This window comes from Desulfomonile tiedjei (genome assembly GCA_016212925.1).
In the GTDB taxonomy this organism is placed as follows: domain Bacteria; phylum Desulfobacterota; class Desulfomonilia; order Desulfomonilales; family Desulfomonilaceae; genus JACRDF01.
On sequence record JACRDF010000037.1, the window covers coordinates 22,207 to 46,961 of the forward strand.

Consider the following 24,755-nt stretch of genomic DNA (forward strand, 5'->3'; position numbering starts at 1 on the left):
TTTATATCTAGTTGATTTATATCGCGATAGTGCGTGCATGGTGTCTCCACTCCGACACCTCTTTTGGCTGGCATGTCACTTGCATCCCTCGAGGCATCACACCTCATATTCACACGAACGGGGAGTGGCAAGTATGGATATCTCCGAACCTAAGATCAGACGCGAAGACATCCTCGTTTTAGTCGAAGACGATTTCAATTCCCGCAACGTGTGCATTGTCACCGGAGCCAGCGGAGGGATCGGGCGAGCCATCGCGGTTGCGGCCGCGGCCAACGGCCTGATGACCATAGGGCTGGATATCAATAACGAAGAAGGGAAAAAGACTCAGAAGATGGCCCGTGATGTGGGCGGCCAAATGATCTTTATCCCGACGGATCTCACTCGCGATGAAGAGATAGAGCATGCGGTTGCCGAGGCGGCTAAAATCGGGACCGTGAAGTATCTGGCAAACATAGCCGGCATCCAGCACATCGATTCCATAGAAAACTTTCCCATGGAAAAGTATGACCTTATGCAAAGGATTATGCTTAGAGCCCCTTTCCTGCTCTCCAAACTCTGTATACCCCACATGAAGAAGAGTGACTCGGGAACTGGCGTCATTGGGAACATGGCGTCCATTCATGCCCATATTTGCACCGTAAACAAGCCTGTTTACAACATTGCCAAATTCGGCCTGCGGGCACTGTCGCAGTCCATATCTGCTGAGGGCGAAGGCCGCATCCGATCTTTCACCCTAAGCACGGGCTTTGTGAAAACCGCGCTGGCGTTGGGGCAAATTCCCGCTCAGGCCCAACAGCGCGGAATTTCAGAAGAGGAAGTGATCAGCGACGTGATGATGGGCAAATCACGGGTGAAGGAGATGATGTCGCCCATCGAATCGGCCAACTTGTTCATTTTCGGTTTCTCCAGGCACGCGAAGTATTTGGTGGGCGGGGACCTCTTGTTCGACGGTGGGGTAGTCCTGACCTATTGATCACGGCAACATTTTCACGCGCGGCCCCGAAGGCGCCGGCTGATGGTGGTTTGCTTCCTTGCCATAAAGACGGTTGGCGGCACTTGCGGCGGTTTCCAAAGTGACGCCAGGCGGAGCCGTCAGTGGCAAAAGCGATCTGAGCGAAGCTGCCCTGTCAAGCTTGCGGGATATTCACGGATGAAAAGCGAACTCGTATGGCGCGCTTGTTTGAGTGGGGATCTTCGGCTCGTCGAGGGTCCCTCGCACCTTACAACAATCTCAATCTGGAGGGCAAAATGAGAATTAAAGGAACTGGAATCGCTGCACTCTTCTTGTCCATGCTGCTGATCGGCGGATTGGTCGCCGCGAGTGCGGCCACGGCAGCAGACACCATCCGGCTCGGATTTGTCGCGGACGTCTCAGGCATCGGCGCGACCTTTTACAAATCCCAGAAAGCTGCGCTTGACATGTTTATTGAGGAGGCCAACGCCGCGGGCGGAGTTCTGGGCAAGAAACTGGAGTTGGTGGTACGCGACGCCCAACTGAAGCCCGATATTGGCGCAAATATGGCCAGGGAGCTTATCCTCAGCGAAAAGTGCGACTTTCTCATTGGACCCACCAGCAGCGCGGTGGCTCTGGCCGTAACGAAGGTGGCAGGCGAGTTCAAGAAAATCGTGTACTTCCACACCTCAAATACCGAGGCGCTGACCACCACTGATTTTCAGCCCTACATGTTCCAGGTGGTCCCTAACACCGGGATTGAGGGTCGTGGAATGGCCCTATTTCTCTCCCAAAAGCCGTACAAGAAATATGGTCTTTGTGGTCCTGACTATGCGTACGGCCACGACAATCTAAGTGCCTTTAAGGCGGAAATGGCGAAGCTCAAACCCGATGCCGAGATCGTAGAGACGGTGTGGGTCAAGATCGGAGAATCAAACCTTTCCCCGTTTATTCCCACACTTATGGCCAAGAAGCCGGATGCGATCTATTCCGCCTTCTGGGGCGGCCAACTTAGCACGTTCGTAAAGCAGGGCAAGCCTTACGGAGTTTTCAAACAGGCCGCTTTCAGCTCTCTTTTTGACCTGGATTTCCTTAGAGCGGTCGGACAGGACCTGCCTGAAGATCTGACGGGTTATGCACGCTGTCCGTTTTATGCGGTCGATACGCCTCAGATGAAAGAATTCTCCAAGAAATACTTCGACAAATACAAGGAATGGCCCGCGGACTGGGCTCTCATGGCCTATGACGGCATGATTGCCTTGACCGAGGCTATAAAGAAAGCAAACAGTGCCGACTCCGAGCAGGTCGTAAAGGTCCTCGGGGGGCTCAAGTTCAAATCTTTGAGGGGCGAGCGTTACATTCGCGCTGAAGATCACATGGCCAATGTCGGCATTTACGTAGGCGTGACCACCAAGGATCCAAACTACAAAGAGTTCCTCATCATGAAGGATGTGAAGGAAGTACCGGCGGAAAAGGTCTGGCTGCCCGTGGAAGAGGTCAAGAAGCTCCAGGCCCAAAAGAAATAACGGGATTATGCCGTTGACAACGAGTCACCGGGACATACCGGTGTCATTGCGAGGAGTGAAACGACGAAGCAATCTCGTTTTCGGCGGGACGGGCATCTTGGTGGGACCGGCATCCTGCCGGTCATTCTTACAGACAGGCTGAAAACCTGTCCCACCTGACACATCTGCCATCACTGGAGATTGCTTCGGGCTTGCGCCCTCGCAATGACAGTTGCATTCTTTTCCAAGTGAATGATTCGGGGAAATAATAAGTTGTCACGGTTGGCTCCTGAAGCACAATGCTTCAGGGGCCAGCCTCCGCCTCGAATGTGTGTTCGCGTTTGTTCAACAACGATAGTGCTCAGGGAGGATTGCATGAACATCGGGACATTGACAACTCGCCACGCCCGCTACCGTCCCGACCATTTAGCCGTGGTGTTCGAGGAAAACAGGCTCACCTGGCGTGAGTTCAACGAGCGCGTCAACAGGCTGGCGAACGCCATTCTGAATTTGGGAATAGTGAAGGGAGACAAGGTCGCAACCATCTTGCCCAATTCCCTTGAACTCCTGGAAACCTATTGGGCCGTAGCTAAGATAGGGGCGGTCATGGTTCCGTTGAGCACTATGACCCGAGGCAAAGGCCTGATCACCATGCTCCAGGATTCGGATTCCGCGGTGGTCATCACCGATTCCTCGTTTCAGGAACATCTCGACGCCGTACGTCCCGATCTTTCGATCCATCGCGAGCGGTATCTGATGACCGACGGAGACAACTCCGGCGATTATCAGGATTATCACGCGTTGAAGGCCGCAGCGGCCGACAACGATCCCGAAGGTATCGAAGTCAATGACTCAGATCCTTACAATATCATGTACACGAGCGGTACAACGGGGCAGCCCAAAGGGATCGTTCACACACATTATATCAGGGCGATGTACGGCACGATTTTCGCGTCTTCATTTCGGTTTTCGCCGGAAAGCGTAGTATTGCATGCTGGAGCCTTGGTGTTCAACGGCGCGTTCGTTACCCTGATGCCTGCTTTTTTTGCAGGCGCGACGTATATTCTCGAACGCCAGTTCAACCCTCAGAAAATGATCGAGACTATTCAGCGGGAACGAGTCACGCATACCATCATGGTCCCCTCCCAGATCATTGCCATGCTTCATACACCGCACTTTTCCGCGGAAACCTTGCAGTCGCTGGAGATGCTGGGTTCGGTGGGAGCCCCGCTGCACAACGAATATAAGGACGAACTCAATCGCGTCCTGCCAGGCAGGCTCTATGAGCTTTACGGGCTGACGGAAGGCTTTGTGACCATCCTGGATAAGAATGACGCTGTTCGCAAATCCGCTTCAGTCGGATCGCCGCCTCAGTTTTTCGAAATGCGGATCGTCAACGAGCAGCGCCAAGACGCGGCCCCGGGAGAAGTGGGTGAGATCGTGGGTCGCGGCCCCATACTCATGGCGGGATACTACAAACGGCCGGATCTGACAGCCCAGGCTGTGATTGACGGTTGGTTGTACAGCGGCGACATGGGATACGTCGATGAAGACGGCTTTCTGTACCTCGTGGATCGTAAGAAGGATCTCATTATTTCCGGCGGAATCAACGTTTATCCGCGAGATATCGAGGAAATAGCCGTGCAGCATCCCGCGGTTTCGGAAGTGGCTGTTTTTGGCGTTCCGCACGACAAGTGGGGGGAGACCCCGATGGCTGCCGTGGTGTTAAGCCACCCGGGGGCTGCAACGACGGACGAGCTGCGTGATTGGATCAATGAACGAATAGAAGCGCGCTTTCAAAAGGTATCATCGGTAGTAGTGATGGATGATTTTCCTCGCAGCGTTGCGGGAAAAACCCTGAAGCGAGTCCTTCGAGAACCGTACTGGTCCGGACGAGACACGAGGATATGATTTCACCATAAAGACGCATGGACCAGCGTGCGCAGGTCCGTGCCGAATGGGACCGGAATCCGTCTTACTTTTTTGAAGGGGACCGGCCGTCACCCATCAAACCATCCTTTGCGGGCGGGAAAACCATGACCATTGAATACTTCATATTCATGCTGATCAACGGCCTTAGCCAGGGGATGCTCCTGTTCATCATCGCGTCCGGGCTTTCTCTGGTATTCGGGGTTCTCAGGGTGATCAATTTTGCTCACGGGTCCCTTTATATGATCGGGGCATTCGTCGCGTTTTCATTATCCACTCTTATGGCCGGTGGGACCCTGTACAGCTTTCTGGTGTTGCTGTTGGTCGTTCCTCCTATCCTCGGTGTAATAGGCCTGCTACTGGAGGTCTCCCTTTTCCGCCGGGTATACGGCCAGGAACATCTCTTGCAGTTATTGCTCACTTACGCCTTGGTCCTGATCCTGGACGACCTGGTGCGAGTGGTGTGGGGCGGAGACCCGAGGAATGTTGCGCGGCCTGAGATACTCGCGGGCTCGGTGGATGTTCTCGGATTGGCCCTGCCCACTTACAACGTATTCATACTGGCGGTGGGGCCGATAATAGCTTTTGGATTGTGGTTCCTCCTATACCGGACGCGGACCGGCAACGTGATTCGGGCGGCGGTTTCTTACCCGGACACTTTGGGCGCATTAGGGGTCAACGTTTCATGGGTCATGACCTCGACCTTCATGCTGGGGTGCTGGTTGGCTGGGCTTGGCGGGGTCCTGACCGCAGCCCTCGCCAATATTGACCTTGGCATCGGAATGGAGAAGATCATCGAGTGCTTCGCCGTAGTGGTCATTGGAGGTCTGGGAAGCGTGGGTGGCGCATTGTTGGGCTCTCTCATCATAGGCACGGGAATTACTTTCTTCCAGCTTCCGTTCGGGCGGTGGGCTCTGGTGTTTCCGTATGCCCTCATGGCCCTGGTACTCATCTGGAGGCCTTGGGGCCTGTTTGGAAAACCGGAACGATAGCAGACAGGGGGAGAATCCATCGATGGACAAGTCACCATCAAACAACAATATTAGCTGGATCGCCGGTGTGGTCGTGGCGGTGGCTCTTTTCGTCCTCCCGTTGGTATTGGCCCGGTTCGGCAAGACGGGCGAATACTGGATCTGGGTCACAACTGAAATGATTATTATGGCCCTATTTGCCATGAGCCTGAACCTGATCCTGGGCTTCGGCGGAATGGTGAGCTTTGGCCATGCGGCTTTTTTCGGAGTAGGCGCGTACACGGTTGCGTTGCTAATGAAAAAGGCGGGGTGGCCGCTTTATTTGGCCCTTCCGGCCGCGCCCGTAGTGGCTGCCATAACCGCGGCGATTATCGGCTGGTTCTGTGTGAGGCTCCTGGGGCTGTACTTTTCCATCCTGACGCTCGCATTCAGTCAGCTTCTGTACATGATAGTCTTCCAATGGTACACCTTCACCGGCGGGGATGACGGGATCCACGGAATCCCCAGGCCGGAGTCCCTTGGAGCAATAAATTACTATTGGCTCTGCGTGGTCCTTTTCCTCATCTGTTTCCTGGTCATGCGAATGATAGTCAATTCTTCTTTCGGTCTGAGTATCCGAACAATAAGAGAGAACCTGGAACGGGCGAAATTCATAGGCATCAATGTGCGACGCTATCAGTTGATCAATTTTATTATTGCAGGTGCGTTCGCAGGATTGGCCGGCGGCTTGTTGACCGAGCTGAATCGCTTCGCTCAAACGGAGTTTCTCCACTGGAGCAAGTCCGCGGAGCCCATTTTGGCGAGCCTAGTGGGAGGAATGTATTCGCTTGTAGGGCCCGCGATCGGTTCGGCTGTCCTGATGTTCCTCAAAATCATTCTTCAGCAGTTGCACAGGAGTATGGTGGAGATGTGGGCCATTGTCCTGGGCTTAATCCTACTGGTGGTAGTCCTTTTTGCGCCGGGCGGTCTGGTAGGCCTGTACGACAGGTTTTTCGGCAAGTCGGAATCGTGAACTGACTGCGATTACCGACGATTTTTCAAGAAGTGGCCGGGTGCGACCAAGTCGAGACAAATCCACGGGCGGTGAAGGCTAAAATGACCGATCACATTCTGCGAATTGAAAAGCTGTCGAAGTCGTTCGAGGGCAACCAAATTTTCAACGACGTGAATTTCGGCGTCTCCCCGGGCGAATTGAGTGCCATTATCGGCCCCAACGGCGCGGGGAAAACGACATTGTTCAATTTGATAACCGGGTACCACCTTCCGGACAAAGGACGGATCATATTCAAAGGGAAAGACATCGCGGGGATGCAGCCTTTCGACATCGTCAGGCTGGGAATGGCGAGGGCTTTCCAGATCACCAATATCTTTCGCAGAATGACCGTTCTGGAAAATCTGATTGCCACCCTCATCACTAAAAATCGCGGCAATTTAAATATGGTCACGGCCGTAAGCAAGCTCAAAGTTGTGCGGGAGAGAGCGTACGAGGTGCTGGACAGTGTGGGGCTTACGGATCTTGCTCACCGCCAAAGCGGTACTCTGGCGCACGGTAACCAGAAGAGACTGGACATAGCCGTGGCGCTTGCCCTGGAGCCGGAGTTGCTCCTCCTTGACGAGCCCATGGCGGGAATGAGCCCTGAAGAGCGCTGGCAAACCGTGGAACTGGTCAAGCAACTCTGGGAGCGCCTGAAGATTACCATGGTTTTCATCGAACACGACATGGATATGGTTTTCGGGATTTCCCAGAAAGTGCGCGTGCTCTGCTACAAAACGCTATTGGCTGAAGGAACTCCGCAAGAGATCTCGTCCAACCCCCAAGTAATCGAGGCATATCTTGGTGAAGAGGTTTGACCATGCACCTGGAAGTGGAAAAGATCAACACATACTACGGACTGAGCCACATCCTGTTCGATGTCTCCCTTCAGGTTAACCAAGGCGAGGCGGTAGTTCTGCTGGGGAGAAACGGGGCCGGCAAGACCACCACTATGCGCAGCATCATGGGCCTCACCCCGCCGAAGCAGGGGAAAGTAAGTTTCAACGGGAAAGACATTACCGCTCTGCCTCCTTACAAAGTTGCCCGGCTGGGGTTGGGTTTCGTGCCGGAGGACCGGCGGATTTTCCCGGATCTGACGGTCCACGCCAATCTGGATGTCGGCCGCCAGAAATCGCGGTCCACGGGCAAGGGTTGGACCATCGACCGCATTTATGAACTCTTTCCAAGGCTGAGGGAACTGTCCGCTCGCCGAGGCGGCAATCTTAGCGGCGGAGAACAGCAGATGCTTACCATAGCCCGCACCCTGATGGGCAATCCTGATCTGATTCTACTTGATGAACCTTCCGAAGGACTCGCTCCCATCATCGTCAAAGTGCTCGGCGATTTCATCGACCTGATAAAACAAGAAGGGATGACCGTCCTCCTTTCCGAGCAAAATGTAAAGTTCGCTCTGAAACACTGCGATCGTGCCTATATAGTCGACAACGGGCACATCAAATACGAGGGGAGCATCAAGGACCTGGAACGGGATGAAGAAATCAAGAAGCGTTATCTAGCTGTCTAGTGCCCAGTCCCGCGAACGACTCGCATAACCCGGCATCGGAGGCCATCTCAGGCGTTCCGACGAGGTGAACGGGGGGCAGGCTTGTCATTGCGAGCGCAGCGAAGCAATCTCACGTGGCGGACACCAAGCGCTAGAGATTGCTTCGTCGCCATGCTCCTCGCAATGACACTGACTAGTGTGCTGGCCCGGTTGAGGACCTGCAATCTAATTGTGGAACATCACACTAGTAACGTTGCATCGCATTCCCTTATGCCAATTCGCATGTCCGGAGTTAGGCATGGCGGGCATTCGTGCCCCGCGGGACCGCAGGCGAATCGTGGTAGGGCTGGCGTCGCTGTGAGCCTTCAATAACCTTATCTGTTTGGTCGCGACTTGGTGGTCTAGGTCACTAACCGGTAAAAACGGTTTCTATCGCTACAACCTATGTAATAGGTGAAAGGGGGTAAGCTCATGAGATCCTCACCCAACAGGCTGTGGAGTAGCCTTTTGTCGTCCATGCTCGTTTTGGTTCTGATCGTTGCGGCTTCACTTGTGTGTGCGGAGCCAATAACGAGGCTTTCCGGGGTGCCGGACCTGGAATCGCTCAAGAAATACTATTCGGTGCCTAATTTTGCCATCGGTGGAAAGTACGATGTGCAGAATGAAGCGTCCTTCGAGTTCGGGGGTACTGGAGGCGTAACACTGGAATCTTTGGGGCGGGAACCGCTCCGCCTGTCATACATAGCGGTAGGGACCCCACAGCGCGACAAGGACGGCAAGATTGTGAACGCGGTGATCGTAAGCTCTTATTACTCGGGTGACTCGGCTTTCATGTACTTTTTCTGGTATGACGGCCAAAAAGGGAACGCGTTCGCAGAGGGTCCGTATGTAGGACCAGGCAAGCTCATCGACACTGACAAGCACTACGTCATATTCCTTGACGCATTGGGACTCTGGGGGACGAGCAAGCCCAGCGACGGATTGGGAATGAAATTCCCGAAGTACTCGATCTCGGATTGTGTGCAGGCCAATTATCGTCTCCTTAAAGATCACCTGGGCGTGGCCAAGGTAAAGCTGGCCACCGGAGTCTCCATGGGCGGCATTCAGAGCTATGTTCTGGCTGTGCTCCATCCCGATTTCGTGGAAGCGATTATGCCGATTGGCGGAATTACGGCCTCTGATCCGGTTTCACGGTGGCTGTTTCAACTCATGACCGCGGCCATGCAGAGCGACCCTGTTTGGCAGAAAACAAAAGGAGATTACTACTCGCTCCCGAAGGACCAACATCCCAACAAGGGCATGATGTTTGGATGGTCGGTTCTCGGGGAGACCGGGTTCGGCTTTGATTTCCGAGTGAAGCAAAAATGGGATGAGGTCAAGAAGGAGGTTTTCTTCTGGGAGCCTAAGGATGGCGAAGGGGCCAACCTGGTGTCCAAGGCCAAGGATTTTGACGTGGATGACCTGCTCTGCCGCAACCAGTGCCTCGAAACCTACGACATCAACGATCAACTCGGCCGGATCAAAGCAAAGACTCTGATCCTCCACGTGAAAAACGATCAATGGCTCAGGTACGTCCTGGCGGAAGAAGCCGCGTCAAGAATCCAGGGCGCAAAGCTGGTGGGCTACGAAAGTCCGTTGGCCCATTACGCGGTATTCCGCGGCCCGAATGTTTGCAAAGACGCGGTCACGAGCTTCTTCAAAGAAATAGGGATGAAATAGACCGGGGACCATTCGGTTTACAGGGAACGAAATCCGCCTTGGTGGGTCTCCGAAGCGACGACGGGCCCGGCAATTAGCAGCTGATACCATTGCGCGGGCCAACAATGAATAATCCGTTGAATCGGACACAGACCTGCCAAGGCCCAGGCCCGTGGCACCCCTGGGCCGATGCTGATGGGCTGTCAGGTGCCACTGACCTGGGCACCAGGTCAGTGTTGCTTTTGCTGCGAACCCACGTTCACAGTTTGAAAGCTAGGTGGTATGAGCGGGCCCGCGGGGCCGGCAATGAACCGGTTTGTCAATCTTCCGCGTGAAAGCGTTATGTTATTGGAGCCCTGCCAAGGCCAACGGTGGCCGAAAGAATTTGACTCCCTGGATTTTTTCCCCTAATTGTGGCCTAATAGTCGGGAAAAGGGCCCGCAAAACAGGTGATATAGGAGGGGGTCAATGCAGGACGATCCGCCGAGCTGGGCTACCGGTGCTGTGCCAGCGAGATTAAGGTCTGCCCAAATACACCACCTGTACTCACAAGCTCGTTTCGGCGCATTTGGCGCCGTTGTCGGCGCTTTCATTCTTACTGCGTCACTATGGGGCGCTGTCTCTTCCCTCCGTCTAGTTCTTTGGCTCACCGGCTATTCACTTGTTCACGGATTGCGGCACATCTTGATTGCGAGATTTTTTAAGGCCTCGCCCGAAGGGGAGGCCGCAATTCCCTGGGATCGCCGGTTCCAAGTGGGAGCAACCGCTGGAACCTTGTTCTGGGGGATGGCCGCTGTTTTCCTCTTTCCTGCAGAATCGGTACCGCACCAATTCATATTGGCCGTCTGTGTTACAGGAATTACCACCGCGGCTGCGGTGATGTTTGCTGCGACCAATTGTTATCTTCCGTGCATCCTGGCGGGGTTGCTACCCTTATCAGCGCGATTCTTTTACGAAGGCGGCGAAAATCTCATAATCGGGGCTATCATATTCCTCTTTGCAGGGGTCCTGATTTTCGTCGGCAGACGCGTGCACGCTGTCCTAGAGGATTCGTTGCTGCTCAGAATGAAGACGGAGTCCTTGGTACAGGCAGTAAACGATCGGAAAAATGCGGCGGACGGCCTGAACTCCATGCTGAATTCACAAATTTCACAAAGGCAAAAGGCGGAAGACGACTTGAGAAGTCTATTGTCCAGCTTGGAAAGTCTAGTGGAGGAACGCACCGAAGACGTGCGGGCCGCCAACCGAAGGCTTCTCATAGAGATCAGCGATCGGGAGCGAGCAGAAGTCGAATTGAAGAAGACTCAGCGGGCTATAGAACTCCTGGTGGAAAGGCGAACGGATGAGCTGGCAAAGGCCAACGAGCGATTACAGGTCGAATTGGAGTGGAAAGCGCAAGCGCAGGTCCTTTTGGAAGAAAGCGAAAAACTGCACCGCATGCTGGTAGAAACAGCCAAAGACATAATCTGGACCGTGGACTTGGCTTGGAATTTTAGTTATGTCAGCCCGTCAATTACCGATGTGCTTGGTTATACGGTTGAGGAAGTCATGTCGTTAGGCCCCTGCGCGATCCTTACTCCGGACTCCGGGGAGCGCGTAACTAAAGCCATGAGGGAGGACCTGAAAAAGGAATCTTTGGGTCCGAGAGGCCCGTTCGTATCGCGAACGGAGGAGATAGAGCAAGTGAGGAAAGATGGCGGCATTGTCTGGGCCGAGATTTCTGCCACATTCCTGCGAGATGCCGACGGCAACCCCACCGGGATTCTGGGGATTTCACGCGATATTACCGGGCGGAAGGAGATGGAGGAAGCCTTAAAGAGGGCGAGTGAGGATTTGGAGCGCCAGGTGGCGTTAAAGACAGCCAGCTTGAAGGACACCAACGAGCAGCTTGTCTTGTATATTAGAGAGAGAGATCGAATTCACAGGGAACTCCAATCCAGCGAAGAGCGATTTAGAGCAGTTTTTGAGAGCGCCGAAGAGTTCATCTTCATAAAAGACCGAGACTTGAAATATTCCCATGTAAATCCTGCCATGTTCCATTGCTTCGGATTCGCGGACAAGGGCATCATCGGAAAGACAGATGACGAAGTGTTTGGACCGTCCAAAAACGATTACCTGAAGGAGATGGAATCCCGGGTTTTGGCGGGACAAGCTATTGAATCCGAACACGTCGTAAATGTTGGCGAACGCCACAGAGTCTTTCGATGTTCAAGGGTCCCGCTCCATGACTCGTCAGGCAAAATAGTCGGGCTATGCGGCATGGGCCGAGACATAACCGACGAGATGCCCTGGAAGGTTGAGAAAACGGTCGGAAATCCTGAATCCGGCTCCGCGGTCATGCGCGCCACCTTGGAGAAAGTCCAGCAGGTGGCTCAAACCGAGTCCATCGTCCTCTTTCTGGGAGAGAGCGGCAGCGGCAAGGACTATCTGGCCCGATATCTTCATGAAAATTCACAAAGGTCCACCGGGCCGTTCTTTGCCATAAATTGCGCCGCGTTGCCCAGCGAGCTTGCGGAATCTGAGCTTTTCGGCCATGAGGCGGGCGCGTTCACAGGGGCTTCAGGGCGAAAACGCGGTCTTTTGGAATTGGCCGAAGGAGGAACCATCCTATTAAACGAAATAGGGGAGCTGTCGCCAGGTTTGCAGGCAAAGTTGTTAATGTTTCTGGACACCCAGTCTTTCACAAGAATCGGTGGCCAAAAGAGCATTTCGGTAAATGCCAGGATCTTGGCCGCCACCAACAGAGATCTTGCGAAAGAGGCAGAGGCCGGCAGATTCAGGTCTGATCTCTTCTATCGGATTAACGTGTTCCCGATCATCGTGCCACCTCTGCGCGATAGGCCCGAAGATATTCCACTGCTTTCCGAGGAGATTTTGGAGGGCTTATCGAAGAAGCTCGGTCGCCAGCATATGCCCGTTTTGGCTCCCACGACCATACAAATACTTCGCTCTTATCATTGGCCCGGAAATGTACGGGAGCTGAGGAATGTTTTGGAAAGGGCCCTGATTTTATGTAACGAAACTCATATCGGTCCCAAACACGTGGAGATTGCAGCAACCAAGTCTCCGGAAGATTCCAAAGATGAAGTTGCAGTGGTTATGAAGATCTCCGACGGGGCTTCCATGAAAGACCTAATCGAAAAGGCAAAAAAGGGGTTCATCTCCGAGGCATTGAGGCTCTCGGATGGAAACGTATCAGCGGCTGCCCGGAGCCTGGGAGTATCCCGTGACGTGTTGCGCCATGAGATGAAAAAGCTGGGGCCGGAATGGCGGTGAAGCGCTCACGCATCGGCGAAAATCCCCTGTGAGTAACCCATTGACAACGCAACGCAATCTGATCCGGCATTCAGAAAACTGGGTAAATTTACCCAATCGATTACACCCCAAGAAACGCTTTCCCCTAATCGGGGACCAGACCACCCGCACTGCCGCGTAAAAATGTCCCTCTAATTCTAACCCCTTGGCCATATTCGATCTCTTTTGACTGTTCTTGGCCCCTGATTTGCATCAGTGCCTATACGTTTGTCTACGTTTTCCCACAGAGAAGTAGATGAACTCCTTGCATAGAGCGATCTCCTCATTCCGGGGGGGAGAGGAGATCGCCCTCAGCCTTTGAAGGCATCCTTTGACGGTTTTACGATCCACGTGATCGTGGGAGGTGATCCCAAAGACCCAATGAGAAACGCTTTCTAATACCAGCGCGCCCTTGAAGCGTGAACCGGGGGGGAAGCGCTCGGTGGATCCGATGTTGTGCAGTCAGACGTATCAGTTGCTGGGGGGGAGATCCACGGGGCGCCCGGAAAACGCGGCTGAGTTTTCGGTACCTCAGGGCGCATGGGTGTTGGTCATTAGGTTTGAAGACATTGGCCTTAGCCGCCAACACGTCCACGCTACCGGTATGTCAGCCATACGCCGTTCATGGCTGATGGCTGACCTGCTGTGAAAGCTGAGGAGAAGTCATCATGAAAATTCTAGCCGCCGTGACAGTGCTCACAATTCTTCTGCTGCCCCTAAACATTTACGCCATAGCAGAAGGTCCGACCTGGAAGCAAACACTTGCCCAGGCCGTGAACCTGAAGCAGCAGGGCGACTGGGCTGACGCTCTTAGAGAGGCCAGGACTGCTCTGACAAAGGCGGAGCAATCATTCGGCCGCGATAGCCTCAACGCATCGAAATCCCACATTCTGCTTGGCGAACTTTATGCTCAGCGAGGAAAATACCCTTCAGCGGAGATCCATTATTTGAAGGCGATCAGAATTCGCAACGATCTTTTCGGTGCGAACCACGTGAGCACGATTGGGCCTTTGACTTTGCTGGCCGAGTCGTATGCAAACCAGGGGAAGCCCGCCCGGGCCGGCGAGTTTTTCCTCAGGGCAGTAAAAGCCGGCCAGAATGCCGACGATCCGCAGACGGCAAGGGCATTGCTCGGGCTGGCGGCATTGAAGGCCGGAGAAGGCCGTCACCAGGACTCCGTAATCCTTTTCACTAAGGCGTTCGAGCTATGTGATCGGTCCAGCAAGTATGGTGAGCCTTTGTGTCTTGTCGCGGTCCGAAGCCTGATTGGTCGTAGCGACGTCCATATGGCACGAGGAGAATACTGGAGGGCAGCAACTTCTTACGAAAAAGCCCTGGGGTTGCTGGAGTCAAAAAAACATCCCGACGGCCTCTTGATGTACTCTGTTTTGAAGCGCCTCGGTGACGCGTATCGAAATGCCGGGTCGCCTACCCTGGCAAGTAACTATTACAGGCGCGCGATTGCCGTACAGACTCGAGAAAGCGGCCCCATGGTCGTAATGGCGCCTTCTTACAACAACTTGACAGCCGCAACTGAGTGATTTTCCCGAAGCCTGCGGCACTGTCCGAGAACCGGGCCGGTTGGGCCATTCTTCGTGGATGAGACATGCCGCAGGTGACCAAACCCCTGCTCAACGCCACACGCATGGGAACTTCTCCTGCGTCGAAACACACCTACTATTATGATTCTCAAGAGGTTTTCACGAATGGCCTCGCACTGCCGGACAAGACGGCCCCGCGCCGGGGGGACATACACAAGTTTGTCCGTGATTTCTTTCGAAAACTGCTATAGAGTGAGCCGTAACGGTTGAGGTCGGGGGGCGCGATGAGAGTCCGACACACAATTAAGGCGAACGAATTTATTTCTGATATCCGGTCAGGCGCTACGGATTTTCAATTGATTGAAAAGTATAATTTGTCCCTGCGAGGTCTTGATACGGTCCTGGGACATCTCGTGGATTTCGGCCTGATTACACAGACAGAGCTGGAAGAGCGCCAGCAATTCACCGACAGCATGATCATCAGAGCCTTTCTTGAATCACGACGCGAAATTAAAGTGCTCGTTTGACCGGAGAGGGATTGCGGCAACACGTCGAGGGCGAATTCTTGTCCTTGGACAAAGTTTCGTTCACTTTTTCTTCAATTTTCTCTGCTCTTCCAAGGCTCTCAGCTCTTTTCGCATAATCTTGCCGGTCGCGGTCATGGGGAGTTCATTGACGAATTCTATTTCTCTCGGAAATTCGTGAGCCGCCAATCTAACCTTGACGAAGCTCTGGATGTCCTTTTCGAGGTTTTTGTCCGGAACGACCTCGGGCTTGAGGACGATAAAGGCCTTCACGACCTCGGTGCGCACTTCATCGGGACTGCCTATGACAGCGACCATGCTCACGGCCGGATGTTTGAGAACGCAGTCTTCGATTTCAGCAGGCCCGATGCGATAGCCCGCGCTGGTAATTACGTCGTCCTTTCTACCCACAAACCACAAGTAACCGTCTTCATCCTTGCGGGCCAGGTCCCCTGTGAGACACCAATCACCGATGTATTTTTCCTGGGTGGCTTCAGGGTTGCCCCAATACTGAAGGAACATCACAGGATCAGGCCGCTTGACAGCCACCTCTCCCACCGCTCCTGTCGGCACCAGAGAGCCTGACTCATCGACTGTCTCCACCAAATGACCCGGAATTGGTCTGCCCATGGAACCCGGGTTAATTTCCATGACCTCCGCGCAATTTCCCACCACGAGGTTGACTTCGGTTTGTCCGTAGAACTCATTGATGGTCACGCCCATTACTTCCTTGCCCCAATCGAGCAGCTCGGAACCGAGGGTTTCACCGCCCGAGCCTATGCTTCGCATCTGATACTTGTAACGGCCCCGCGGGTCCTTCACCTGCCGCATCATCTTGAGGGCAGTCGGGGGCATGAAGGCATTGCGAATCCCGTGCTTGGCTATCAGATGAAAAGCCTCCTCAGGGTCGAATTTCCTTGCTCGATGCGCAACCACAGGAATCCCATGGTGCCAGCTCGGGAAGAGCACATCTATCAGGCCGCCGATCCAGGCCCAGTCAGCAGGCGTCCAGAAACGGTCACCATCTTTGGGGAAGAAATTGTGAGGCCATTCCACTCCGGGCAAATGGCCCAGGACGACCCTGTGCGCGTGAAGCGCGCCCTTGGGCGGACCGGTAGTTCCCGAGGTATAGATGATCAGAGCCGGATCGTCGCACCCGGTTTTGACCGGTTCAAATTCGGTTGAACCTTGCTCTATCAATTCCCGGAAATCGAGGACGTTGTCCGGTCTGTCCCCCGCGGTGGATATCACGAGTTTCAGGTCCGGAAGGTTGCCCCGTATTTCCAAAATCTTGGGGAGGTTTGCGTCGTCCGTGATTACAGCGGAAGCCGCGCTGTTTGAAAGCCGATATTCCAACGCATCGGTACCGAAGAGTGTGAAAAGCGGCACCGCCACAGCCCCCAGTTTGTACGCTGCAATGTGGCTGATGGCTGTTTCAGGGCTCTGGCTTAACAAAATGCCGACCCTGTCTCCTTGCCTGATGCCGTGAGCCCTAAGACCGTTCGCGAGCCGGTTTGACAGCCCCTTCAAATCGCGGAAAGTGTACCTTTCCACCTCGCCCGACGCGCTCTCGTAGATCAGGGCTTCCCGCTGCTCATCTGCTGCCCATTTGTCACATATGTCCATTCCTATGTTGTAAAAAGCAGGAATTTGCCACTGAAAGGCTTTACATGCCTGGTCATAACTCGGGGCGGGCTTCAACATGGTGTCTCCTCACGGCAATGAATGTGAGGCGCGCTGATGGTGAGGGTCAATTCATCCGATCTTCACTCTGGGCTCGACTTCCCGCGAAGCGGAGCCGACGTAATGTTCCGAACCCTCGGAGCGCCTCAGCTCTTTTTCAATCAGCTTCGTTATAGTTCGTTTTACGGCCGGGGACCACAGGATCAATGATTGGACGAAAATGAGATCTCCGTACAGTCCTAGCAGCAGGGACGAGCATCCCAGGATTCCGAAGAAGACAACAGGTCGAAACGGGGAGACTGCCAGAGCGATAAATCCCAACAGCGTCACCGTAGACCACGAAATAATTTGCTTGGAGGTAAGCCGGTATGCCCGCCTTACGCACTCGTCAATTCCGTTCTGCGGACTCAGACTGATCTCCCTCTTCAATTGGGTCAGGAAATGAATCGTGTTGTCCACCGCCAGACCAATGGCCACAGTTGCAGCAAAAACGGTTATGGAATCCAGAGAAATCCCGAACCAACCCATGATGCCGAAAACCGCGGCCACCGGCGGGACGTTCGGAATGAGGCATAGCAGCCCCAGAAGCGGGGAACCCAACTGTATCATCATCAGCACGGTTATAATCGTAATGGCAAGGAACATAGACCAAATTTGGTCCTTGATCAGGTTGGCCGCCTGATCCTGCACCACCACAAGATCTCCGGTAACTGTAACTCGGGCTGTGGCTCCCATTATCGAGTTTGCCGTTGAACGAATGGTGTCGATAGTGTTTCCGATGGGCACTGATGGGGAATTCTTTATACGGACCGAAATATGAACCGCGTCGAAGCTGTCATTGACAAACCTACGAACGACCCGCTTGCCCTCGGGGCTCATGGTTGCCAGCGTCAGAAGCTGGGGAATCAGGGCTTTATTGGAGAAGAGGTCTTTTTCCGGATCAGTTCCGGAGCCAAGGAGATTGTTCAAATATTGTAGCAATGGGAGCAGCGAATCAATGCCCGCGACTTCGGGGTTTGCCCGGAGAGCTTTCTCCAGCTCGGAAACCTTCTTCCAGGCCGCAGGATCCTTGAACGTGCCTGGCGATGCTTGCACCATCAGCTCCATCGAATTGAACGCCGCAAGGTTTTTCTCAACAAATTGGAGGTCTTTCACCTCAGGAGTGGAATCGCTTAGCCAGCGTAAGATTTGAGGATCGCTTTTCACCATTGGAGCGCCCGCGAATAGCAGCACCGTGATTGCGGCTCCAAATGCCACGAAGGCCCGATAATGGCTGAAAATCGCGTTTTCAATCTTGCCGAGAGCCTTATCGAGCCAACCCACTACCACGCTTGATTCTTCCGGAACATCGAGAGACTTCAGAAAGCTGAAGATTGCAGGGATCAGGATCATCGAGAGACCGAACGACATCATGATCCCGACAGACATAATGAATCCGAGTTGCCGGACCATTGGAATCGAACTGACCATTAATGATCCAAAACCCACGGCCGTTGTCATGCAGCAAATACAGCAAGGTCGAGCCAACCACCGGACGGCCAATTTAATCGCATCCAGCTTATTTGAGGCTGTCCGATGAAATTGGTGGTATCGCACCACCATGTGGATAACCAACTCTATGGTTACAATCGGAATGAATCCAAACGAAAGCGACGTGGTCGAATTCAACGGTATGCCCAACAGGGCCATCAGTCCCAGGACCCAAAGAACGCATATGCACAGTATGCCGTTGGAGATGAGGGTGACCTTCCAACTCCTGAAGACGTACACAGACACGACAGTGCCTATGAGCAGACACAGAGTCCCGAAGATTATACCGGTCTGGATGTTGTACCTGTGGATGGCCTGCCGGATCAGAGGCGCACCTATCATGCGAGTCTCCGACCCCGGCGGGACATGCTTCTTCGCTATCTGGTCCATGTCTGCCGTAATCTGGTCCACCGAACAGGTGTCCATGCGGCACCGTTCCTGCAGCTTTGTCAGGATTCCCAGCGTCTTCAAATCCTTGGATAACAGCAGGTCCGTTATGGGCAGCGCCTTCCGCATGCTCTCCAATCGATCCGGATCAGGGAGGGAGAGTTCCCCATCCTTGGTTTGGATGAATGGATAGCCCCCGAACAACTCCCCTTTCTTTTGAAAGACGCGCAAGTTTGAGAGGCTGACTACCTCACCAATATCGTCCATCCCTTCCAAGCCGGTGGTTATTGCCTGAAGCGCCCTGAGCATTGCGGGATTAGTAGCGCCTCGCTCATTCTTAATTGCCACGAGAATGAACTCTTCGTTTCCAAAAATCTCCACAAGTTTCTGGTGCTGAAGAAAAGATTCGGAAGTCGGGTCGACCCCCGCTTTCAGAGACGGATCCGCTTGCATGCGAGGAACGAAGAAGGCCAACGCTACGGTCAGCAACACCACCACTATCAACAAGGCGCGGCGATAATCCACCAAGATATCCAGAATGTTCTTGTTGGAAAGGTCTAACTTGTCCTTTGAATTCATACTATCTACCTAATCGGGCCGAACTGAGCACCCGCGATTTTTCTCCGCGCCCCTGCAAACGCAGCACGTGAGGCGTACCGCTTCGGTGGCCGTAAATTCTTCGCGCGCATTGGTGCAATCGTGGCCGAGGGGTTCATTTTTGAAGATGGGGTCGAAACCATGACCTGTCAATGTAGCACATTTATTTCACGGACGGGAAGTTATCGGCCGCGATATTCGACCATAGTGTCATGATATCGGTATGTTAGAGTGACGCCCCCCTAGCTTGTTCGACCTCTTGTGTTGGGGGCCAAAACAATGTCCGATTGCCTCGTGGTTATTGGGTCGGCAGATCTATGTCACTGTCACTGCGAGGAGTGAAATCCCGCGTTCCGCGGGAAAGCAGTCTCATCTTCGGTGGGACGGGCATCTTGCCCGTCATTCAAACAGACAGGCGAGACGCCTGTCCCACCGATGGAAATTGCTTCGGGCTTGCGGCCTCCCAATGACAGCTTCCACCCTCACCAGTTCTCGGATGCAGACATCGAAGCCAAACGGACCTGAATTCCGGCATTGGCCGCAAAGGCATGCCATCATCCTGTCAGAGTATTACTATTTGATATCCATATGTTATATCTATTCATTAATGTACTTAATTATAATATATTGACAACTTACCATTTGTGTGGGATAAATATCTGAGACAAAAAACCATACCCTGTTTCTCGCCCGGCTTGACCGGGCTTTTTTTTGCCCCTTTACCAGCCTAGACGCTGTTTCAGCAGCACCCACCAGCGGACCATGTGCTCCTGGGTAGCAACCTGGCTCATCCACAAGCCGTCGGCATTAGGGATCAAGGTATCGTAATGCCAGAGGATCTTACGCGCGAAGAAATCGCAGGGAGCAGCGACGGGGCGCAGGCCTTCACGTTCAAAGATCAGGACCGCACGGGGCATGTGGTATCCGGAGGTGACCAGGGCAAAGGGGCCTTTTCCCACAATGGGAGCAACCAGCCTCGCCTGATCTTCGGTTGTCCACGATTCGCTCTCCAGGACCATCGCTCGGGTCGGCACACCGAGGTCCAGGGCCATTTCGGCCATTGCTTTGGCAATGCTGACCTCGGTATTCAACCCTGGAATAGTCCCGCCTGTCAGAATCAATTTGCTTCCGGATGTGGCTCTCCAGAGCCGTACGCCTTCAAGTAGACGAAGCACCGAACACCCGAGCCGATCGGCGTGAGACAAGTGGCCTTCACGAAAGCCCGAGGAAAGGACCACTATGTGGCGCACCCCGAGACCGGACAAGGTTTTTGGGTCCGCATAACCGCCTGCTCGAGACTCCAGGGATCGGATGAGCATCAGCCCGGTAATGGGGAAAGAGAAGACCAGTAGCCACAGCGTCGCTGCGCCAAGGAGGAAAAGAGACATACCGCGCCTGCGCCGCAAGAATAGGCCGGCGATCCCCAGCAACAAAGCCACCGATACAGGAAAAAAAAGACGGGCCAGAACCTTCTTGAACACGAACAAGAGTTCTTCCATGCAACCTCCTGTTGCCGAGGGCCTTCTTGGATGGACGGCAACCCGTTCTAAGCGATTAACTCTTTATCGGGTATTCAGGTAGGCGATCTTTTGGACGCAAAATAGTTCAGCCCTGTGTCACTTTGTTATTGCGAGGAGTGAAACGACCAGACAATCTCGGTTTTTGCCTCGCGGGGGATTGCTTGGGTCTTTCGCCTTGGCAATAACAGCCTTGGCCCTGCGCAACCGACCGGTATCTCTGCATCTGCGGCCAATGGGTTGTCAGGAAAGGTCCTCGGCTCCGGCGGTTGACTTGACCGTCAAAACCGGGCAGTCGGCGCTCCTGACCACATTTTCCGCTGTACTGCCCAGAACAAGATGCTTGAATCCGGTCCATCCGTGAGTCCCCATGACGATTAGATCTATGGACTCTTCTTCAGCCAAGCGAACTATCTCACCGGCCGGAACACCCATGCGGGAAAACGTCTTCACGTCGGCGATTTCCTTTTTGCACTCGTCGACGAGGTCCTCAAAGGCTTTGCCGACCGATTCCTCAATCGCTTTCAGGACCGATTGCAAATCAAAAGGGACGCCGATTTCAAATGCGGGATAGCCGAGGCGCGATGAGTTGAGAACATGCAGAATTGAAAGTGAGGCTCCAAAGGCCTTCGCATACTCTATCGCGTGTTGAAGCGCGGGCCTGGAGTTCTCTGAAAAGTCCGTACAAACGAGTATTTTCTTCGGGATCATCTTGTCCTCCTCCTTCCGGAGCATTGCCTATCCGAATAAGCTAGCCTAGGCCAATTCCCAAGCTACCGAATCATCTCAAATGAGCCAACAATAAGCAAATCGGAAAAGAAATCCTGCAAGCGCTCGGCGCGGGCGCCGCACAATATTACTGTCGCCGCCTCACCACAGGCTCCAGGAGGTTTTCCACCGGGGCATTATCGTCTATGAGGATGCGTCCCTGGGATTTGCGTGCAAGTTTTGCGATCTGCTTTTCGGTAAACGCCGACCCGGGAAATCCGGAACCGTGTCCGGGCTGCCAGTCGTCCACTTGTAGCGGCTCCATAGATGCAGCAAGAACAAAGGTTTCCCGCCCCTCCTTGACTCCTTCAAGCTCGGTGCAGAACACGTTCACATGGCGAAACGTCTTCTTCAGGGTCAGGAAATAGCTTCCCAGCAGTCTTGCGAATTCCCAATCGTCGATGAGATTCACCATGTACAGCCCTTTGGGCGCGAGATGACGGGCCACTTTTTGGTTAAATTCCAAGGTGGTCAGGTGAAACGGAACGGACAGGTCGTTGAACGCGTCGCCTACAATCAGATCGTACCGAGCTTCAGCGGCAAGTGAGTCAACCACATTTCTGGCATCCGCTGGAAATGTGCGGATGGGGCTGTTCGTGGGCAGCCCGAGTACGCCGTAGTTGACATCTACCACCATGGGGTCGATCTCCGCGACGTCAACCACTGATCCCGGCCATTCGAACAATACCCATCGGGGAAAGGTATAGCTGCCCCCGCCTATAAAGAAGGCCGAAACGGTCTTCCTGTCGCTGAAAAACCTCCTCACCACGTCTCGATAAAGGCGCTCGTACTTGTATTCCAGATGCGATGGGTCGTTCAGATCCACGTACCCGTGAATGAGGTAATCCAGTCGCAGGCTGAGAATATGTCGAGACGAGTCGGTATCGCTCCGGGTCTCGTGGACGTTTATAAATTGGTAATTGCTATCCTTGGCCACAAGGCCTTCAACGTTTTCCCGAAGTCCCAGTTTTTCAACCACTTCTTCCGCTTTCCACCCCGCGTAAGGCGGAAGCTGAGAAAACACAAGGAGCGCTCCCAGGATTGCAGCCCAGATGGCGGGAAGCCATCGTTTAGGTCCAAGGAGGACAGCCATCACAGCCAACGCGAATGATACCGACAGCACCACTCCCCTCGAACCGAGGGATGCGACCAGCCAGAACCCGGTGGCAAGCGTTCCCGCGATGCTCCCCACCGCGCCCCACGCGTAAACCGATCCGATACTCTGACCCACCGTATCCCCGCGTTCCACGGCCATTTTCGCGGCCGGCGGACTGATGGTCCCGAGCGCTACAGCCGGCAGAAGAAATATGCCGAAGACCGTCAGAAAGGTGCGCGTAGGCCACGTCAGTTCCTCGAAATAGTCCCATGCGGGGAAAACATGGTTCATGGGCAGCACTGAAAGGCACATTATGGAGGCCACCAAGAACAGAAATCCTAGAAGTCCTTCAGGGCGCCAGCGGTCTGCGAGCCGCCCTCCAATATAGTTCCCGGTGCTCATTCCCGCGAGGATCACGCCTATAATGCTGGTCCACGTATACAACGAATTCCCCAGGTGCCTGGCCACGAGGCGACCTGCGACTATTTCCACGACCATGATAAAGGCGGAGCTGAAGAATACTATTACATGAGGCGTATAACGCCAGCCCCTTGCCTGTTCCTCATTCATGTTTATACCTTCTCAAAACCTTCCGGTGGCTATTATCACAGTTCATGAACCGGCGATAGCGGGAAACCGTTCGCGCCGCGACGTTTCACTCGCACCGGGGAATCCGCGGTCCCGTATCAGTTCAATGGGCGAAATCCCGCTTTCCGCGGGGCAGCTAGCATATTGCTGTAGGGGCCGGCATCAATATTACGTGTTTGATCGTGCATTGATACAATTGACCAAATAAGTTGGGTCGCCTCCATGCTCGGCATCTGAATTCCATTGTCTTGTGCCCGTCAGTGACGCGTATTTTACCAGAAACTTCTTCCTGACCTCCAGCGTACCGTATTGATTGACAGGGTCTGTGGGTCGTCCGCCGGCTCGCGACAACCCAGCCCTTTTTTTTGTGCTATGATCTCCTGCAAGCTCCTTTCCCGTCCGATGCATGGCGTCAACAAGAATATTGACTGATAATGATTACTTATGATAAACTAATGTAATTATAATTCCGCATTTGATGGGAGGAGAGAGGATTGTTTAAAAGAACGGAAGACTCGAAAGGAGTTTGACATGAAACGCGTATTATTTTTATGGGTTATGATGCTGCTGCTCTCCTTTCCCATAGGGATGGCGCAAGCCGCCGAGATCTACTGGGACGGCGTCCCGGCAGATGAAGAAATCACCGATGATGATTTCAAATACAAGTACGGGGAGCCAAAAAGCGTCAAGTCACTCGGTGACTTAGAGGTCTACGACGACAACCTCGTCATTAACGTGCCGGGACCTGACGACCCCGCTGAGCCTGATTACGAGTCCGGCGCTCCGATTCCACCCCGCGCCGTGAGCACTCCTCGTGCCACGGATGTCGCGCCGCCGCAGCCAAGGGTTGCCCCGAGGTCGACTGATACCGGTCGAGTTAGAAGCACGACCATAAGGCCTTCTCAGGAAAAAGCCCCAAAGCCCGCAACAAAGAAACTCGAGACTCAGCCGGGCGCGGGAGAGCAGACGATCTCTGATGAGCCGAGTCCGCCCCCCGAGAAGAAAATGAAATGGGGCCAAGTGGATGTGAAACCGTCCGAGCCGAAAAACAAATTCCAGTGGGGCGAGAAGAAATAGAGCCACCTTTTCGCGGCGTTTTCTCTAAAATTGTTACCTGGATTCGGCGCGTTTCATAGGTCCTTGATCGGCTTCCGGGACAAGCCCGGGAGCCGACTCACGCGTGATTGCCTTTGCCACCGGTGGCAAGGTGATAACCGGATCGGGAATGCGTCCTTGTGCAACCCCATTGGCGTTGCGTCAACTGCTGCCGAACCACCTGTCCCGCCTCATTCCACGTCACTCCGGCGCAATGATCTTGCAGTAACTGGGGGAATCGTGTTACGGCGACGGCAATTGTCCCTTCTGGGTGGCCCGGAGGTGTGGTGGGACAGGCTTCCAGCCTGTCTATTGGGATGACCGGCAAGGTGCCGGTCCCACCAGCGGGTCGCGAAGCGAAAAGAGGTGTATTTTCTGCGCGCTGTTCCAGCAGCTGAGTTAAGACGATCGCCTATTTATGAGCTGACCCCTCCTGTTCCTTCGGAACCCGGCGGCAGTGGCCTCCGGGCCACCCAGCGGAGCACTGTTTCTCGGCTCCGATGAATTCTGAGACGGTTTCAGATGCCGGCCCTACCGGTTTTC

The 24,755-nt window shown here is 54.0% G+C and carries 17 protein-coding genes; 12 read left to right on the forward strand and 5 right to left on the reverse strand.

The window, feature by feature from the left end; translation table 11 throughout:
• The first annotated feature begins 133 nt into the window (after positions 1-133).
• The 11 genes from HY913_14990 (at position 134) to HY913_15040 (ending at position 14,954) form a co-directional block, all read left to right on the forward strand.
• Positions 134-973 carry an SDR family oxidoreductase gene (locus tag HY913_14990; protein ID MBI4964582.1) on the forward strand — a complete coding sequence of 280 codons (840 nt, stop codon included), beginning with the start codon at positions 134-136 and terminating at the stop codon, positions 971-973.
• A 275-nt stretch (positions 974-1,248) separates the two neighbouring features.
• Positions 1,249-2,478, forward strand: a complete 1,230-nt coding sequence (locus HY913_14995) for an ABC transporter substrate-binding protein (GenBank protein MBI4964583.1) — start codon at positions 1,249-1,251, stop codon at positions 2,476-2,478.
• 354 nt (positions 2,479-2,832) lie between these two features.
• Positions 2,833-4,368, forward strand: a complete 1,536-nt coding sequence (locus HY913_15000) for an AMP-binding protein (GenBank protein ID MBI4964584.1) — start codon at positions 2,833-2,835, stop codon at positions 4,366-4,368.
• A 125-nt stretch (positions 4,369-4,493) separates the two neighbouring features.
• On the forward strand, positions 4,494-5,378 hold the full coding sequence (locus tag HY913_15005) for a branched-chain amino acid ABC transporter permease (GenBank protein MBI4964585.1): 885 nt from the start codon (positions 4,494-4,496) through the stop codon (positions 5,376-5,378).
• 22 nt (positions 5,379-5,400) lie between these two features.
• Positions 5,401-6,369 (forward strand): branched-chain amino acid ABC transporter permease, encoded by a 969-nt coding sequence (locus tag HY913_15010; protein MBI4964586.1) that lies wholly within the window; start codon positions 5,401-5,403, stop codon positions 6,367-6,369.
• 83 nt (positions 6,370-6,452) lie between these two features.
• Complete coding sequence (locus HY913_15015; GenBank protein ID MBI4964587.1) at positions 6,453-7,208, forward strand: ABC transporter ATP-binding protein; 756 nt, start codon at positions 6,453-6,455, stop codon at positions 7,206-7,208.
• A 2-nt stretch (positions 7,209-7,210) separates the two neighbouring features.
• The gene (locus HY913_15020) at positions 7,211-7,915 is read left to right on the forward strand and encodes an ABC transporter ATP-binding protein (protein MBI4964588.1); all 705 of its coding nucleotides are present in this window, start codon (positions 7,211-7,213) and stop codon (positions 7,913-7,915) included.
• A 450-nt stretch (positions 7,916-8,365) separates the two neighbouring features.
• Positions 8,366-9,613 carry an alpha/beta hydrolase gene (locus tag HY913_15025; GenBank protein MBI4964589.1) on the forward strand — a complete coding sequence of 416 codons (1,248 nt, stop codon included), beginning with the start codon at positions 8,366-8,368 and terminating at the stop codon, positions 9,611-9,613.
• 447 nt (positions 9,614-10,060) lie between these two features.
• A complete protein-coding gene (locus tag HY913_15030) occupies positions 10,061-12,868 on the forward strand; it encodes a sigma 54-interacting transcriptional regulator (protein ID MBI4964590.1) in 2,808 nt (935 codons plus the stop codon).
• Between the two features lie 686 nt (positions 12,869-13,554).
• Positions 13,555-14,427 carry a tetratricopeptide repeat protein gene (locus tag HY913_15035; protein ID MBI4964591.1) on the forward strand — a complete coding sequence of 291 codons (873 nt, stop codon included), beginning with the start codon at positions 13,555-13,557 and terminating at the stop codon, positions 14,425-14,427.
• A gap of 284 nt (positions 14,428-14,711) precedes the next feature.
• Positions 14,712-14,954 carry a hypothetical protein gene (locus HY913_15040; protein ID MBI4964592.1) on the forward strand — a complete coding sequence of 81 codons (243 nt, stop codon included), beginning with the start codon at positions 14,712-14,714 and terminating at the stop codon, positions 14,952-14,954.
• A 60-nt stretch (positions 14,955-15,014) separates the two neighbouring features.
• Here the strand turns inward: HY913_15040 and HY913_15045 are convergent, their stop codons facing one another.
• The 5 genes from HY913_15045 to HY913_15065 form a co-directional block, all read right to left on the reverse strand.
• The gene (locus tag HY913_15045; protein ID MBI4964593.1) at positions 15,015-16,655 is read right to left on the reverse strand and encodes an acyl-CoA synthetase; all 1,641 of its coding nucleotides are present in this window, start codon (positions 16,653-16,655) and stop codon (positions 15,015-15,017) included.
• 51 nt (positions 16,656-16,706) lie between these two features.
• Entirely contained in the window at positions 16,707-19,130 is a 2,424-nt protein-coding gene (locus tag HY913_15050; GenBank protein ID MBI4964594.1) for an MMPL family transporter, read from the reverse strand.
• Between the two features lie 737 nt (positions 19,131-19,867).
• Entirely contained in the window at positions 19,868-20,647 is a 780-nt protein-coding gene (locus HY913_15055; protein ID MBI4964595.1) for a YdcF family protein, read from the reverse strand.
• A gap of 261 nt (positions 20,648-20,908) precedes the next feature.
• Positions 20,909-21,376 carry a universal stress protein gene (locus HY913_15060; protein MBI4964596.1) on the reverse strand — a complete coding sequence of 156 codons (468 nt, stop codon included), beginning with the start codon at positions 21,374-21,376 and terminating at the stop codon, positions 20,909-20,911.
• Positions 21,377-21,521: 145 nt separating this feature from the next.
• Complete coding sequence (locus tag HY913_15065) at positions 21,522-23,099, reverse strand: fused MFS/spermidine synthase (protein ID MBI4964597.1); 1,578 nt, start codon at positions 23,097-23,099, stop codon at positions 21,522-21,524.
• Between the two features lie 549 nt (positions 23,100-23,648).
• Between HY913_15065 and HY913_15070 the strand changes: the two genes are divergently transcribed.
• Positions 23,649-24,194, forward strand: a complete 546-nt coding sequence (locus HY913_15070) for a hypothetical protein (GenBank protein ID MBI4964598.1) — start codon at positions 23,649-23,651, stop codon at positions 24,192-24,194.
• Positions 24,195-24,755: the final 561 nt, after the last annotated feature.

Excerpts from the sequence above, each read along its gene's own strand:
- HY913_15070 (MBI4964598.1), top strand. The coding sequence starts at position 23,649 with ATGAAACGCGTATTATTTTTATGGGTTATGATGCTGCTGCTCTCCTTT.
- HY913_15005 (MBI4964585.1), top strand. The coding sequence starts at position 4,494 with ATGACCATTGAATACTTCATATTCATGCTGATCAACGGCCTTAGCCAG.
- HY913_15030 (MBI4964590.1), top strand. The coding sequence starts at position 10,061 with ATGCAGGACGATCCGCCGAGCTGGGCTACCGGTGCTGTGCCAGCGAGA.
- HY913_15025 (MBI4964589.1), top strand. The coding sequence starts at position 8,366 with ATGAGATCCTCACCCAACAGGCTGTGGAGTAGCCTTTTGTCGTCCATG.
- HY913_14990 (MBI4964582.1), top strand. The coding sequence starts at position 134 with ATGGATATCTCCGAACCTAAGATCAGACGCGAAGACATCCTCGTTTTA.
- HY913_15040 (MBI4964592.1), top strand. The coding sequence starts at position 14,712 with ATGAGAGTCCGACACACAATTAAGGCGAACGAATTTATTTCTGATATC.
- HY913_15020 (MBI4964588.1), top strand. The coding sequence starts at position 7,211 with ATGCACCTGGAAGTGGAAAAGATCAACACATACTACGGACTGAGCCAC.
- HY913_15035 (MBI4964591.1), top strand. The coding sequence starts at position 13,555 with ATGAAAATTCTAGCCGCCGTGACAGTGCTCACAATTCTTCTGCTGCCC.
- HY913_15045 (MBI4964593.1), bottom strand. The coding sequence starts at position 16,655 with ATGTTGAAGCCCGCCCCGAGTTATGACCAGGCATGTAAAGCCTTTCAG.
- HY913_15010 (MBI4964586.1), top strand. The coding sequence starts at position 5,401 with ATGGACAAGTCACCATCAAACAACAATATTAGCTGGATCGCCGGTGTG.
- HY913_15055 (MBI4964595.1), bottom strand. The coding sequence starts at position 20,647 with ATGGAAGAACTCTTGTTCGTGTTCAAGAAGGTTCTGGCCCGTCTTTTT.
- HY913_15065 (MBI4964597.1), bottom strand. The coding sequence starts at position 23,099 with ATGAATGAGGAACAGGCAAGGGGCTGGCGTTATACGCCTCATGTAATA.
- HY913_15050 (MBI4964594.1), bottom strand. The coding sequence starts at position 19,130 with ATGAATTCAAAGGACAAGTTAGACCTTTCCAACAAGAACATTCTGGAT.
- HY913_15000 (MBI4964584.1), top strand. The coding sequence starts at position 2,833 with ATGAACATCGGGACATTGACAACTCGCCACGCCCGCTACCGTCCCGAC.
- HY913_15060 (MBI4964596.1), bottom strand. The coding sequence starts at position 21,376 with ATGATCCCGAAGAAAATACTCGTTTGTACGGACTTTTCAGAGAACTCC.
- HY913_14995 (MBI4964583.1), top strand. The coding sequence starts at position 1,249 with ATGAGAATTAAAGGAACTGGAATCGCTGCACTCTTCTTGTCCATGCTG.
- HY913_15015 (MBI4964587.1), top strand. The coding sequence starts at position 6,453 with ATGACCGATCACATTCTGCGAATTGAAAAGCTGTCGAAGTCGTTCGAG.